Here is a 14262-nt window from a genome sequence, read left to right on the forward strand (position 1 = left end):
GCTTAATTTTTTAATTTATTTTCTGAAGCTGTCTTGATAAAACTCTCACTGTCTATCATATAAGCCGCATTACTGGCGATATTCCAATTATTGATGTCTTGGTCTATTAGCACCATTCCATCACCATTATTTTTCGTTTTAACTTCTCTGGGAACAAACACGTCCTGCTCTTTTTTGAAAACGATGGATTTATTTCCTAAATTAAGAACGGCGCTTTGTGGAAGCCACCAGCCTTTACTGACAATAGGAATGGCTGCAGTTACTAATTTTCCGGTCTGAAATTTATTATCCTGCAAATAAATTCGGGCTATGGTAAAGTTGCTTCCCTCTTTAAAGACGGGTTGAATGAGTCCGATAGTACCAGTATACACGGTTTGCTTATCTGAGGGTTCATAAAACACCAACTTTTGTCCTTTTTTAATCTGGGATGATACCGATGGATCAAAAGCAAACTCAGCGATAAGGTTTTTGTTGGTATATATTGTAAAAAGAGATTGTCCTGCACCAACATATTGTCCTTCTCTTAGCATAATAGCAGAGGAAGCAGGGGCAGATGCGCTGCTATTTGATGCTGCACTGCTACTTGAACCCATTGCGCCCATACCATCATCTGACGGTGCGCTTTGAGGCGAAGCCGCAGGAGCTGTTGCAGAAGCATTTGCCGCTCCCGTGTTGTCTAAGATGTACCCGGTGGCATTACTGTAAACAGGAATGCGATAGGAGATTTTACCTGTTTTTAATACCTGTTGAATTTGCCCCTGTTGCATACCCAGCAGAGAGAGTCTGTCTTTTGCTTTTTGAAGCATCGGATTGTTTGGGTCAGATTGATAAATAAATAACAACTCTCTTTGCGCGGCAGCCAGATCAGGGGAATAGATTTCCATGATTAACTGTCCTTTTTTTACGGGCTGATAATTGTACTTAATCAGCAGACGCTCAATCCTTCCGCTTACCCTGCTGGAGATACTGGTCTGCTCGCGGGTATCGTAGGTAATAATTCCCTGTACCTGCATAGAGAATATTTTAGTACCCTCGTCAGGTTTTATGACAGATATGTTTGAAACAACTTGTTCGTTAACTGGTTTTAAAAGGTGTTTCAGGCTGCTGTCTATAGCTGTTTCCGTTCCAGGAGTGTGTCTTGCAACCAATTCCATCCCGCATATTGGGCAGCTGCCGGGCTTATCCTGAATAACTTCGGGATGCATTGGACAAGTATATTCCTGATTTGTACTATGCTGATGTGCGGGCTTACTGTTATGCTCTGTTTTCTTGTTACAGGCTGTCAATACTAATATCGAAACGAATAACAATCCGACTAACTTAGCGATAGAGTTCTTTTTCATAATCGACAATCATTTGATATAGTTTTAATTTTTCATCTAATAAGTTATTCTGCAGCATATTTAAAGCTTCCCAGGAGTCAATTACTACAGGAATCTGCAGTTTGTTTTCCTGATAGTTCAGAAAGTTTACATCCAGCGATTTTTGCATTGAAGGGATTATTTTTGTTTCGAGTCCCTGGATTCTTTTTTGCATGGTCAGTATTTCATATTGCATACCATATAACATACCCTGGGTTTCCTGCAGCATGGCGGATTTCTCTTTCTCCATTGCCTGTACATTATATTGCATTGCTTTAACATCTGATTTATACATTTTTGATGACCATGGAGCAATAGGAATAGACATCATTGCCATTACCGAATAGGCTTTGGGCATCATTTTATCGAAAGAATTCATGTGGTCAAACTGGATTTTAAAAGAGGGATTTTTCTCCGCTTTCATCGCCTGAATACTGAGCTGCATCGATTCAATTCCCGCATCCATCTTTTTAATATCTCCCCGCACAGCAGCAAGACTTGTGGTGTCGTGCAAAGCAGGGTTGAAGACAGGAATAATACTTGTGTCGATTGAAAAATCAGCATTGCCAGGCTGGTTCATCAAGCTGTTGAGCCATGCTCTTGCTTTTGCGATTTCACCTTCCTGCATGCGGATCATATTTTTGTTCTCTTCAATCCTTGCGTCAATCTTGTATACATTACCCAATTGCGACTGATTGTAAGGATAGCGTACTTCCTCAATCTTTTTCATGGTCAACATTATCTTTTCGTTCTGATCCAAAACTTTCATTCGCTCTTCGGCTACCATCCAGCTGTAGTAGAGCTGTTTGGCCTGCGCTTTATAGTCGTTAAGGGTAACGGTCCGCGTAGCGTTCTCAATATTTCCTTGGGACTGGATAAATTTTTTCTTCTTGTTTAGCTTTCCTATATTGGGGATATCTTGTTCAACTCTGAACATTAAAGATCCTTTGTCGCGGTCATCCATAACTTCCTGAAAAGGATAGGGTGTCATAAATGTCCCAACACCCACCATTGGTGCCATCCATGCCGTTGCGGCATCAGCACTATATTTGTACCCTTCAGCCTTTAGGCTATAGCTTTGCAGGAGCACGTTTTTTTTATCAATCCTGTGAAGGATTGTATCAAGAGACAAGACCTGTTGGGTCTGGCTCAATAGCTGTAATGGCAGTAAAAGCAATAGTACTGCCAGTATTTTAATGTTTGACATCATGTACTTCAAGTTTGCCATATTTTCGTAATTCATATTCTTTAGACATTAGGAAAATAAGCGGGGTTACTAATAAGATATGTACGGCAGAGGTAAATACGCCGCCAATCATAGGCAATACGATTGGTTTCATTACATCCATTCCGACACCATTGGACCAAAGGACAGGCACTAATCCAAATAATGAGACACAGACGGTCATTAGTTTTGGGCGTAATCTCTTTGCGGCGCCGTGTACCACATATTCTCTGAGATCGTCTTTAGTAATGGTTTCTCTTGAATTACCTTTGGCCTTGATAAGCTGCTCCATTGCATCATTGAGATAGATAACCATCACAATTCCGGTTTCCACGGCAATACCAAACAAGGCTATAAAACCTACAGCTACTGCCACTGATAGATTGACATCCCAGAAAAAAATTATATAGGCACCTCCAATCAAAGCAAAAGGCACTGTTATAAGACTTAAGAAGGCTTCTCTAAGGGAATTAAAGGCAAAATAGAGGGAGAAGAAAATAATAAGCAATACTATCGGTGCAATGATTTTAAGGGTCTTTTCTCCGCTGATCAGGTTCTCATATTGTCCGCTCCATTCTATAAAGTACCCTTCGGGAAGTATATTTTTGGCACTTTCTAATTTTTTCATAGCTTCTTGTACGGTTCCCCCCATATCACGATCACGTATGTTGAACATGACTGCCCCGCGAAGGAGTGCATTTTCTGAACTAATCATTGGAGGGCCATCTACGAATTTAATATCGGCAACAGAAGATAGGGGCACCTCTCCAAAGGTTGGAGACTGCAGGGGAATGCGTTTAATGCGTTCTACGCTATTTCTATAGTCCTGTGCCATACGAACGCTTATTGAAAATCGTCTTCGTCCTTCAACGGTATTGCCGATGGACGCTCCTCCTAAGGCAAATTCCACGGTTTGGTTTACGTCATCTACAGTGAGTCCATAACGGGCCAGTTCGGAACGATTGACATCAACATCCAGGTATTTGCCACCAGTAATAGGATCCACAAATAAGTCAGACACTCCAGGGGTTCCCTCTAAAGCCATTTTTACTCTTTCTGATACTCGCGCAATGGTATCGAGATTTTGACCGTAGACTTTAATACCCACGTCGGTACGAATTCCTGTAGCGAGCATATTGATACGGTTGATGATAGGCTGTGTCCAACCGTTTACCACACCCGGGATCTGCAGTTTGGTATCGAGTTCCTTAATAATGTCTTTTTTGTCTATTCCTTTACGCCATTCTGATTTTGGTTTTAGCATGATAATGGTCTCAATCATGCTCATTGGGGAATTATCGGTAGCTGTATTAGCCCGTCCGGCTTTGCCTAAAACACTTTCTACTTCGGGAACTGATTTTATTATTTTATCCTGTACCTGCAAGATGCGTTTGATTTCTCCATTGGATACATCAGGCAGGGTAACAGGCATAAATAAAATGCTCTGCTCATCCAGTGGGGGCATGAACTCTGTTCCCAGCCGCATCAATAATGGAATGGAAATCAATAACGCCAAAATATTAACCGTAAGGGTTGTTTTTCTCCATTTTAGGACCCAGCGTATGATAGGCTCATAACCTTTTTCCAAAAAACGATTTACGGGATGTGCATCAGTTGGACGGAATTTCCCTTTCATAAAAAAAGAGATCAGTACCGGAGCTAATGTAAGTACCAACAAGGCATCCACAATCAGTATGAAAGTTTTTGTATAAGCCAAGGGATGGAATAGCTTTCCTTCCTGTCCGGTAAGCATAAATACAGGCAGGAAAGAAGTAATTATAATTATGGTGGCAAAGAATACCCCGCGAGAAACCTGCTTGCTGCTTTTCTCAATTACTTTAAGCCTTTCCTCTTCGGATATCCACTGTGTTTTTTTGCGAAATATATTTTTAATTCTTTTCATCAGAGTTTGTTTCAGTTTTTTGTTCGGATTCCCATTGTGCATACCGTTGTGAGAGATGCTGGTAGGCATTTTCACTCATAATAATACCGTTGTCAACTATTACCCCAATGGCAAGTGCGATACCGGTAAGGGACATGATATTGGAGGATATTCCAAAGGCATTTAGAAGTATGAAACTCGCGGCAATTGTAATTGGGATCTGGATTATGATACTTAATGCGCTGCGCCAATGGAAAAGAAAAATAATAACGATAAGCGAAACCACAATCATCTCTTCAATTAAGGTGCGCTTAACCGAATCAATAGACTCTTTGATCAGATGCCCTCGGTCATATACAATATTGAATTTTACCCCTTTAGGAAGCCCTTTTGCGACTTCTTTCATCTTTTCTTTCACATTATCAATAACGGCATCGGCGTTTTCACCGTAACGCATCACGACGATGCCTCCAACAGCTTCGCCTGTACCATTATGATCAAAGATTCCCAATCGGGTTTCTCCGCTCATCTGGACTGTTCCTATATCGCTGACTTTTATAGGGATACCATTCTGGTTTTTCAGTGGAATATCCTCAATTTCTTTTATGGATTTCAGATAACCGGATGTCTTAATGATATAGCCAATATCACTCATGTCGAATTTTCTTCCGCCGCTTTCGTTATTATTGGCTCGTACGGCGCTTATAACCTCAGGGACAGACAGCTTATAATATAGCAGTTTGTTTGGATCAATGGTAACCTGGTATTCTTTTTGAAATCCTCCAAAAGAAGCAATTTCACTTACTCCGGGGACATTTTGCAAAGCAAATTTGACATACCAGTCCTGCAGTGCCCTTTGTTCGCCAAGGTCAATGCCGGGAGCGTCCAAAGTATACCAGAGTATATGGCCAACTCCGGTTCCATCGGGTCCCAATTGCGGTGCAACTCCTTTGGGCAGGGTGCTGCTAATTGTACTGAGCCTTTCCAGTACTCTTGATCTTGCCCAGTATACATCAACATCATCCTCAAAAATGACATAGATAAAACTCATTCCAAACATGGAAGCAGCCCTTACATATTTAATTTTAGGCAATCCCTGAAGGTTGGTAACCAAGGGATAGGTGATCTGGTCTTCAACGAGCTGTGGAGCACGTCCCATCCATTCTGTAAAAACGATTACCTGATTTTCAGATAGATCTGGAATAGCATCAATAGGATTTTTTTGAATAGAGATAATACCCCAAACAAATATTCCTGCTGATAATAGTAATATGATGAAACGGTTGCGCAGGGACCATTCTATTAATTTGTGTACCATAGATTTAATTTATTTTTGAAAGACTATCACTTACTTTTTCAATCCAATTGAGTAGCTGTTCTTTCTGAACAGTATTCAGTACTGCATCTTTATGGATCAGCGTATAGGAAGCCAAAGGCATTTGATTGGCTTTTATCTGCTTGGCAATTCGGTCTAATTTATTTTCCTGTTTTCGTTTCGAATAACTTCCCCATTGGCTGAAATTCAAATTTTCTTTTCCTTCCTTGATATGTCCTTCCATAAAGGTACGTGCCGGCTGGATGTAGGAGTACCATGGATATTGCGTGTTGCTGCTGTGACAATCGTAACAAGAAGTCTTAAGAATCGTTTGTATATTTTTGGGAATGGGATAGACTTTTGAAATGTGAATTGGTAAAACCTGCCCGTAATCGGAATTGCGGGCAGGCTGATACAATTGCATCAGTAGAAAAATAATTAACCCAATAAAAAGAATCTTTCTGATGAACCGTTTCATTTTACAATTGTTTTTTCATTGAACCGCAGGTAAGCATTTTAGAACCATAGTAAGGGTTTTTTATCTCTTTTGTTTCACTGATCCAGATAGCTCCTTTTCCACCATCATACATAGGGCAAGAATCCTGATATAGTGTTTTTGCAGCTCCAAAAGTTTTGATCAAATCATTTATGTCTTTACTCAATAGAGCGAAATGCTCTCTTTGATGCTCAATATTACCGCCATTGGCCCCAATATGTTCTGCATGCTCTTTGGCATCGTCAGCTATATCAAGATATTCAGCTTTGGATTTTGGATTTATCGATTTTACATTTGTGGTTTTGAAAGCCGAATACAGTGCCTTGCCAGCTTTAGCGGCCCCGTTGCTGTCATCTTTTGCGAGTGCATTTTTTAACGCTAAATAATCTGCAACAATTTGCTGAGTTGAAAATTTTGCTTCTGTTTTTTTGCTTTGCGCATTGCCAGAAACCATTACGCATACCATTAATATGGCTGAAAGAATTGTATTTTTCATTTTAATTATATTTTAAATTGTTTAAAAAATAGGTTGCTATTGATTTTTTTTCTAAATATCTATTGGACTGTCTACACAATAAACACATGGGAAATAAGTGAATATTCAGCAAAGAGTATCGCACGGCGTAGTCTAAAAAAATTAGATACATTTCAATAAATTATGAACATCATTAGTCACGAGAAAATTGAGTGGTCATTATGTAAACAGCCCGATAAATTTATTAGTACTTAGCTGTACTATAGTTCTTTTTTCATAGAACCACAGGTTAACATTTTTTTTCCTTGATATGGGTTTTTGATCTCCTTGGTTTCGCTTATCCAAATAGCTCCTTTTCCGCCATCATACATAGGACAAAAGTCCTGATACAATTTTTGTTCTGATTTGAAAGATTTTATCAAATCATTCATGTCTTTACTTAACACGGCAAAATGCTCTCTCTGGTGTTCAATATTTCCGCCGTTAGCTCCAATATGTTCTGCGTGTTCTTTGGCATCATCAGCAATATCAAGATATTCTGCTTTTAATTTCGCATCTATCGAATTGGGATTTACACTGTTAAAAACTGCATATAATGCCTTGCCTGCATCTGCAGCTCCTTTTGTATCATCTTTGGTTAATGCATTTTTTAGGGACAGATAATTACTCACGATTTCGTTTATAGAAAATGTTCCTTGAGCAGTCTGGGCTGTTTCTACTTCTGCACTTTTTCCGGCCGTTTCCTTTACTGGCTCGGTTAATTCCATTCCGCATTTGGAACATTTGTCTCCTTTTTTTCCTGTAATTTCAGGATGCATGGAACAGGCATACAATTGCGAGTCATTCTGAGCTGTCCCGGAAGCCGCTTCAGGAGCTGCAGTTTCTTTGTTTTTTGAATTACAAGCTGTAAGTACAATTGCCATTACAAGGGTTGAGAAAATTAGTTTTTTCATTTTTTTTAGTTTTTATCTCTAATGAATGTTTTTTTGTCTAACATTCCTTTGTTTGAGTGTTATAAGAATTATTCTTTTTTTGATTGCAAATCCAATCTCTATTTTGCCTTTTAAATGCCTTTATATCAGATTTATATTTTCAGCACCAATCCGTTGGGTTTTCTACCGACATTAATCGTTTTAGAGACCGTATGGTTTGATACATTAACAACAGAGACCGTATTGGCGGTCTGATTGGTCACATAGGCAGTATTTCCATCTGCTGTAAATGTTATAGCATGTGCACCGGCACCAGTAGTGAATACACCTCCATGAACCCACATCATCTTAGTCTGGTCCCAGGTCCAATAATGGACTTTTGCATTGACAGGATCACTTACCCAAAGTTCTTTCTTATTTCCATTGTGAGACGCTATTCCAGGCATAAATCCTAGATCAATGGTTTGGCCTACGGCATCGGTTGCCACATTGATTACCGAGATAGATTGCCCGTCTTCATTATCAACATACATTCTGGCGTCAGTTCCTGTCCAGGCACCCACAGGGTTTTTTCCCACAGCAACTGTGGCTGTAACCTGCTTGGTTGCGGTATTTATAACTGACACAGTATTGTCATCTCCATTAGCAATATAAGCCTTAGTCCCATCAGAAGAAAAGGTAAGCTCAGCGGGCATCATGCCAACTGCAATGGTGCTTTTCAATGCGTATGTTAAGGCGTCATAAACCAGAACTTTTCCATTGATGTCCATTTGCGGCACCCAGATTTCTGAACCATTTGGGCTGTATATTGTGTTGTGGTTCATCATTGGCAGGCTGATATTTTTTACTGTTGCCCCACTGGCTGGGTCAATTACAAGGAGTTTACCTGTCATTCCTCCCATACCTGCGGTATGGCCTGCAGAGAAGTCCATTCCGGGTACACCGATAGCCAGATGATTGGAATGTAAAGAAATGTGGTGCGGCCACATGATCATATCGTTGCCGCTGCCCATTAGGCTTAAGGTTTCTGTAACTTCATTAGTTTCCAATTTGATTACTGAAATTGTGCCGTCCTGACCATTGACCACATAAGCGGCAGGATAGTTTATATTCAGTTTTGGATCGGACATATTCATATCATCCATTTTACTGCAAGAAAACAGCGAAACGGTCCCTAAAATTAAAACTCCAAGCATTGAACTAACGGTTATTATATTTTTCATTTTTTGATTTGGGATTATTTGATTGTTTCTATAGTTGATCCACAGCTTAACATCTGTGAACCGTAATACGGATTCTTGATGCCGCTTTCTTTGCTGAGCCAATTCGCATCAACCATTGGACAATGATTATAATAAACCGGCTGCGGCTGATCAGCAGTTTTTATAAGATCGTACGTGTTTTTGGAAAGGCTTTTAAAGGATTCCCTTTGCTTTTTTACATCTTGGTTTTCAGAAATATTTGTGGCATCTGAAGCTAAACTTTTCATTGCATTCATCCATGCAGTATGTTCTTTTGGCTTTAGGTTCTCCATTTTAATAGCATTGATTGCAGTAAGGAGCTCTTTAGATTTCAATGCGGCAGTTTTAGCATCTGTTTTCACCAAAGCATCTTTTACATCAAAGTAGCTGTCGAAAATTGCTTTAAAAGGACTGTTTTCTTGTGCATCTGCAGGAACTGCGGCTGTATGCTGTGAATGATCCATTTTACCCATATCCATTTCGGATTTTTTTATTGGAGCCGCCATATTTGTTCTTTCATATTGGCAGCATTGTGGAAGTTTTGCATAGGCGTCACCAGGAGCTAAGAACTGGTCGCTGTCATATCCTGCTAAGGCAATTCTTTTCAGGACTTCATCCTGATTTGTTTTCTTCTCATCATAGGTAATAGCCGCTATTTTGGTGTTTTCATTCCAGTTTACCGAAGCGATATTTTTGATGTTTCCTGCTTTTTCAATAGCAGTTTTGCACATTAAACAATTACCATAAATTTTTGCATTTATGTTTTTTGCATTTTTTATAGGTGCGCCAAACACTATGACTGACAGCAATAGAGTGATTGCCATCAATCCTTTTTGAATTGATTTCATTTTAAAATGTATTTGAAGTGAATATTGCTTTTGAGAAATAATTGCATACAAGAACTGTATAGAGAATTATTCTACAAAAAGCGAAAAATAAAAAAATGAAGCAGTTAGGCTTCCTTTTTTGACACACGTATGGCTGTCAAAAAAGGTATTTAGCTTATTTTAGGGATAAGCCAGATAGTATAGAAACCAGAGAGAATGGAGGTTTCTGAACTGTGGAATTTTTGTTTTTTAGAAAAAACACTTATAGTGATGTTTTTAAAGTCAAGTTGGTTAAAGAAAGTAATTCCTCCGTTACAGATTGAGACACAACCGCATGACTTGTGCCCACATTTATGACCGCAGCAGCCATCATTATTTTTTTTGGAATGACTGCCATCTTTCGAGCAGCAATCATTGTCATGATTTTTGGAAGCTTCTTTAGTATAAGAAATCTTTCCAGAAAGTTTTCCACAAGCAAAAGTAGCCATTGGCATCAAGAAGAAACCTAAGGTAATAATTACTATGATGTGGAATCTTTTCATAAGACATGTAAAATCGTAAACAAAGATAATTATAAAAATATCTCTGTTTATAAATGAAATGTTAAAATTGTTATTTTTTCATAGTTTATTTAGAAATGGATTTTTCTTCCCCTGTTTAATAGTCTGCATTGAAGGCAGTACGCTATTGAACAGTAATTATTTTTTTTTGATTTGAACAATCTAAGAGGAAGATTGCTATAAATCAGCAAGGAAAATTTCAGTGTCTGAAATGTTATAAAGCGGAAAAACCGAAAGTTCTTCGGTTTTTCCGCTTTTAGCATTGTTCTGCTTTCTTCTTTTTCATTCGGGAGCGAATCTGATAAAGGTTTTTTTTCATCAAACTGAAAATAGCTTTATGATGTTTTGAATTGTGATTCCTCAAACCACGGCACTGTGCTATTTCCATTTTAGAAAGAGAAACCTCTATAGTTTCGATTGGTTTGTTGTCAATGCGTGCAGAGAAGAGCAGGGAATCTATCTTTTTGAAATACTCATTGGTAAAAACACAGTGTCTCAGGCTGTCGCCTTCGGTCATAAATTCAGAAACATTCTCCAATACTGAAATAGTAATTCCTGCCCCTGAAAAGCATAACCCGAAAAACTGTTTTTTCTCCTCAGCATACAGACCTTGCGCTTTTTCTATTTCCGCACGCATTTTCACAAGATATTTTTTTCTCAGCAACTGCTGTTTTTTCTCCACCAATCTGTCATGCTCCAAGTGTAAATCAGCAGGACAGACGAGCAGGGCGGAGGTTATGTCTTTTTTAAACCAACGCAAAAGTTCGATATAATCCTCCCAAATTCCAAAATCGGAAACTGTATAATTCTTTTTAAGACATATTTTTACGGCCTGCCAGTTACGCAGGACATGCTGATGGGGAGATTCAAGGTAATAGCGGAGCCATGAAATCTGCCTAGTTTTCAGCAGAGTTTCAGCACAGTGGTCTTTTAATAATGATGAAAGCAACACCTGAGGTGCTACCTCATAAAAACTTGTCTTAAAGCCATTTCGTTTCAATACGGGAAGCACTTTCAAGCGTGGATAAAACCTGTAGGGGTTGATTCGATACTTGGGAGAGTTCTGAAAATCCTTTGGGCGGATTTCAAGGGGCGAATAGTACTGCCATGCATCCTGGATACAATCAGCTGGAAATGTTGTTTCCTTTTCTGACCATTTGCGCGCCCATCCTTAGGATAAAAAACAGTAATGCTGCCGGGGCTGTAAAACGATAAAAGATAAATAAAGTGTAAAACTCAGTGATATTGACCACTGTTTTCCAATTTAAAGTGACCACTTCGTTTCGGTTTAAAGTGACCATCTAATTTCGGTGCAAAGTGAGCACCTAAAAAACTACTTTTTTTCGTGTGTTAATTATTGTTTCAAATATAGATAAATAATTATTCCTTGATTATGCTTTTTTTCTTTCTCATTGATTCCCCATGCAGCTCAACCCTGTGGGCCTGATGTATTAATCTATCAAGGATTGCATCTGCTATGGTTTTCTCGCCGATTATGTCATACCATCCCTGAACGGGGATCTGCGAGGTTACTATAATAGAACCATTGTTGTGCCTGTCCTCGATGATCTCTAAAAGTGTGATTCTGTTCTGGCTGTCCAATGCCTGGAGTCCAAAGTCATCTAGTATGATAACATCCTGCCTTTGTATTTTCATCAGTTCTCTCAGGTATGTACCGTCTGCTTTGGCCATTTTCAGCTTTGCAAACAATTTTGCAGTATTAAAATAACTTACTCTATAGCCTTCAATACAGGCCTGATAACCAAGTGCTGTTCCTAAAAAACTTTTGCCGACACCTGTGCTTCCTGTGATTAGTATATTTTCATTCTTTTCTACAAAACTGCATTCTGCAAGCCGGAGTATAAGATTTCTGTCAATGTTCCGGGACTGGTCAAAATTGATGCTTTCAATATTTGATTTGTAATGGAAGAGTGCATTGGTAATACTGCGTTCAATACGCCTGTTGTGGCGTTCATCCCATTCGGCATCTATTATCATTGACATAAACTGGTCAATGGTATAATGATCGGTTTTACCGCTCTCGATAGCTGTCATGAAGGCGTTATGCATTCCATGAAGCTTCATCTGTTTCATTTTTGCTACAGTAGATTCATTCATTGTAAATTGATTTTAGTTATAATAATTTTTTCCTCTGATATTGCCGTGGTCGGGAAGATCCTGATCTTCTTCCTTTTCGTGTTCCATAGGTATCTTATCCAGACTGTTTTCTAAGATGTTCTGTATGGTTTTAAAATTATAAATCTTAAAGTCCAGAGCACGTTTGCAGGCATTTGCTAATCTTTCTGCACCTACTTTCTTTTCAAAAGACAATATGCCTAGACAGCTTTTATAGGCCTGCTCGGGGTGGTTCCTGCTTTCTATTATCTGCATAATATATTCTCCTACTGCCGGATCAATGCTGTTGGCCCATTCAATAAACCTTAAGGCATTCCACTGTGCTACAAACTGATGTGTGCTTGCCATATGTTCTGGATTTGTGGTATAGATGTAGGGCTTTGGATTTCTGATGTGTGTGGCTATACGGTTGTATTTGAAGTATATTTCAACAGTAGAGCTGGTGTAGAGCAGCTTTACTTTTTTCTTTAAATATTGATAGGGCACGCTATAGTAGTTTTTATCCTGGCTTAACTGGACGTGCCCGTTCTGCATTACTGTTGCCAGAGACTGGTATTTAATCTCAAAGCGTTCCAGAGGAAGAGGCTGCAGTTCATGTCTTTCATCTTCCATAAAGAGTTCAAAACGAGAGTATGGTCTTCCGGTAAGTTTCTTGTTATTATGCGCATCGAGCAGATTCCATATTTCCTGGTTCAGTTCTTCTATGCTGAAGTATTTAGAGTCTTTCAGATTTGCATAAATTCTTCTGTAAAGTATCTTGACTGCTCCTTCAACTAAAGATTTGTCTCTGGGCCTGTAGGCTCTTGCGGGCAGAATAGTGGTTTCATAATGTTCAGCTAAATCTGCAAGAGTTTCATTAATGGTGGGTTCGAAGCGGCTGGTTCTGACTACGGCAGATTTTAAGTTGTCAGGCACAATTGCGGCAGGCGTTCCTTGAAAAAAACGCATTGCATTTTCTACCGAAGCTACAAAATCTTCCTTCTGCTGGCTCATTGACGCTTCTGCGTAAGTATACTGGCTGGCACCGAGTATGGCAACAAAAAACTGTACTTCCTGAACCTCGGACGTGTTTTTGTCTATAATTGAGAGTGTCTTTCCAGCATAATCCACATACATTTTATCGCCAGCCTTGTGATTCATATGCATCACAGGGTTTACCTTGTTGCTCCAGTCTCTGAAGCGGTTCCTGAACTGCGTTACTCTAAGACCATCGGGATGGGTTTCAATATACCTTTCCCACATAGTTTGTATGGTGATGCCCACCTTTTTTAATTCCCGTTCCATCTGAGGAAAATAAGCATACAGATCTTCGATTCTTGAGGAAACAACTTCTGTCGGACCCTGAGAAAACAGCTCGTCCAATTCAGTGTCAGTTTTCTTGTTGACAGTTTCCAGGCTTAATCCCAGCACTTCAAATAAAGAGATATATTTTTTCACAGTATTTCTGGAAAGAGATAAATATCGGCTTATAAACAGCTTGCTTTTGCCGTTGCAGTGCAACTTAATGACTTTTCTGATTTTGTTCATGTCTAGTTTGTTATTTGCCATAGTCTGTAGTTTTTATACAGATCCATGGTTTAACAGCATGAAAAGAAGTAGTGTTAGGTGGTCAATTTGAACCGAAACAAGGTGGTCAGTTTAAATTGAAAAGGGGTGGTCAGTTTGACCCGAAATCGGTGGTCACTTTATGCTGAAAAAGTGTGGTCAATTTGACCGCTTTTTCCACAAAGGACGTAAGCTTTTTTGGGTTGATTTTTTAGATATGTAAAAAATGAGGAAGAGAAGATATTTTTTTGAACAATTAAGGGAGGA

Annotated in this window: 13 protein-coding genes; all 13 read right to left on the bottom strand. The window is 39.2% G+C overall.

Features of this window, described 5'->3' with window-relative positions; translation table 11 throughout:
* Positions 1-2: 2 nt before the first annotated feature.
* Positions 3-1343 (bottom strand): heavy metal-binding domain-containing protein, encoded by a 1341-nt coding sequence (locus tag BUC29_RS07105; protein WP_041515713.1) that lies wholly within the window; start codon positions 1341-1343, stop codon positions 3-5.
* Entirely contained in the window at positions 1321-2604 is a 1284-nt protein-coding gene (locus BUC29_RS07110; RefSeq protein WP_205625277.1) for a TolC family protein, read from the bottom strand. Before BUC29_RS07110 ends, BUC29_RS07105 begins: the two co-directional genes overlap by 23 nt.
* Positions 2555-4489: an efflux RND transporter permease subunit gene (locus BUC29_RS07115; RefSeq protein ID WP_008463755.1), complete on the bottom strand. Its 1935-nt coding sequence runs from the start codon at positions 4487-4489 to the stop codon at positions 2555-2557. Before BUC29_RS07115 ends, BUC29_RS07110 begins: the two co-directional genes overlap by 50 nt.
* On the bottom strand, positions 4476-5786 hold the full coding sequence (locus tag BUC29_RS07120) for an efflux RND transporter permease subunit (protein WP_008463756.1): 1311 nt from the start codon (positions 5784-5786) through the stop codon (positions 4476-4478). The genes BUC29_RS07115 and BUC29_RS07120 overlap by 14 nt, the downstream gene beginning before the upstream one ends.
* A 4-nt stretch (positions 5787-5790) precedes the next feature.
* Positions 5791-6261 carry a heme-binding domain-containing protein gene (locus tag BUC29_RS07125; protein ID WP_008463760.1) on the bottom strand — a complete coding sequence of 157 codons (471 nt, stop codon included), beginning with the start codon at positions 6259-6261 and terminating at the stop codon, positions 5791-5793.
* Position 6262: 1 nt separating this feature from the next.
* Positions 6263-6775: a DUF3347 domain-containing protein gene (locus BUC29_RS07130; RefSeq protein ID WP_008463761.1), complete on the bottom strand. Its 513-nt coding sequence runs from the start codon at positions 6773-6775 to the stop codon at positions 6263-6265.
* Positions 6776-7014: 239 nt separating this feature from the next.
* Positions 7015-7707, bottom strand: coding sequence for a DUF3347 domain-containing protein (locus tag BUC29_RS07135; RefSeq protein WP_008463762.1), 693 nt, complete (start codon positions 7705-7707; stop codon positions 7015-7017).
* Between the two features lie 131 nt (positions 7708-7838).
* Entirely contained in the window at positions 7839-8909 is a 1071-nt protein-coding gene (locus BUC29_RS07140) for a YncE family protein (RefSeq protein WP_008463763.1), read from the bottom strand.
* Positions 8910-8923: 14 nt separating this feature from the next.
* Positions 8924-9775 carry a DUF3347 domain-containing protein gene (locus tag BUC29_RS07145; RefSeq protein WP_008463764.1) on the bottom strand — a complete coding sequence of 284 codons (852 nt, stop codon included), beginning with the start codon at positions 9773-9775 and terminating at the stop codon, positions 8924-8926.
* A 149-nt stretch (positions 9776-9924) separates the two neighbouring features.
* Entirely contained in the window at positions 9925-10296 is a 372-nt protein-coding gene (locus tag BUC29_RS21315) for a hypothetical protein (RefSeq protein WP_035690951.1), read from the bottom strand.
* A gap of 274 nt (positions 10297-10570) precedes the next feature.
* On the bottom strand, positions 10571-11326 hold the full coding sequence (locus BUC29_RS07155) for a PcfJ domain-containing protein (protein ID WP_241687393.1): 756 nt from the start codon (positions 11324-11326) through the stop codon (positions 10571-10573).
* A gap of 368 nt (positions 11327-11694) precedes the next feature.
* Entirely contained in the window at positions 11695-12432 is a 738-nt protein-coding gene (istB, locus tag BUC29_RS07160) for an IS21-like element helper ATPase IstB (RefSeq protein ID WP_073411995.1), read from the bottom strand.
* Between the two features lie 12 nt (positions 12433-12444).
* Positions 12445-13998 (bottom strand): IS21 family transposase, encoded by a 1554-nt coding sequence (gene istA / locus BUC29_RS07165; protein WP_073414698.1) that lies wholly within the window; start codon positions 13996-13998, stop codon positions 12445-12447.
* Positions 13999-14262: the final 264 nt, after the last annotated feature.

The sequence above is a fragment of the Flavobacterium defluvii genome (assembly GCF_900129555.1).
Lineage (GTDB): Bacteria > Bacteroidota > Bacteroidia > Flavobacteriales > Flavobacteriaceae > Flavobacterium > Flavobacterium defluvii.

What these genes read in the sequence shown, in the direction of transcription:
- BUC29_RS07105 (WP_041515713.1), bottom strand. Translation starts at nt 1,343, where the DNA reads ATGAAAAAGAACTCTATCGCTAAGTTAGTCGGATTGTTATTCGTTTCG.
- BUC29_RS07110 (WP_205625277.1), bottom strand. Translation starts at nt 2,604, where the DNA reads ATGAATTACGAAAATATGGCAAACTTGAAGTACATGATGTCAAACATT.
- BUC29_RS07115 (WP_008463755.1), bottom strand. Translation starts at nt 4,489, where the DNA reads ATGAAAAGAATTAAAAATATATTTCGCAAAAAAACACAGTGGATATCC.
- BUC29_RS07120 (WP_008463756.1), bottom strand. Translation starts at nt 5,786, where the DNA reads ATGGTACACAAATTAATAGAATGGTCCCTGCGCAACCGTTTCATCATA.
- BUC29_RS07125 (WP_008463760.1), bottom strand. Translation starts at nt 6,261, where the DNA reads ATGAAACGGTTCATCAGAAAGATTCTTTTTATTGGGTTAATTATTTTT.
- BUC29_RS07130 (WP_008463761.1), bottom strand. Translation starts at nt 6,775, where the DNA reads ATGAAAAATACAATTCTTTCAGCCATATTAATGGTATGCGTAATGGTT.
- BUC29_RS07135 (WP_008463762.1), bottom strand. Translation starts at nt 7,707, where the DNA reads ATGAAAAAACTAATTTTCTCAACCCTTGTAATGGCAATTGTACTTACA.
- BUC29_RS07140 (WP_008463763.1), bottom strand. Translation starts at nt 8,909, where the DNA reads ATGAAAAATATAATAACCGTTAGTTCAATGCTTGGAGTTTTAATTTTA.
- BUC29_RS07145 (WP_008463764.1), bottom strand. Translation starts at nt 9,775, where the DNA reads ATGAAATCAATTCAAAAAGGATTGATGGCAATCACTCTATTGCTGTCA.
- BUC29_RS21315 (WP_035690951.1), bottom strand. Translation starts at nt 10,296, where the DNA reads ATGAAAAGATTCCACATCATAGTAATTATTACCTTAGGTTTCTTCTTG.
- istB (WP_073411995.1), bottom strand. Translation starts at nt 12,432, where the DNA reads ATGAATGAATCTACTGTAGCAAAAATGAAACAGATGAAGCTTCATGGA.
- istA (WP_073414698.1), bottom strand. Translation starts at nt 13,998, where the DNA reads ATGGCAAATAACAAACTAGACATGAACAAAATCAGAAAAGTCATTAAG.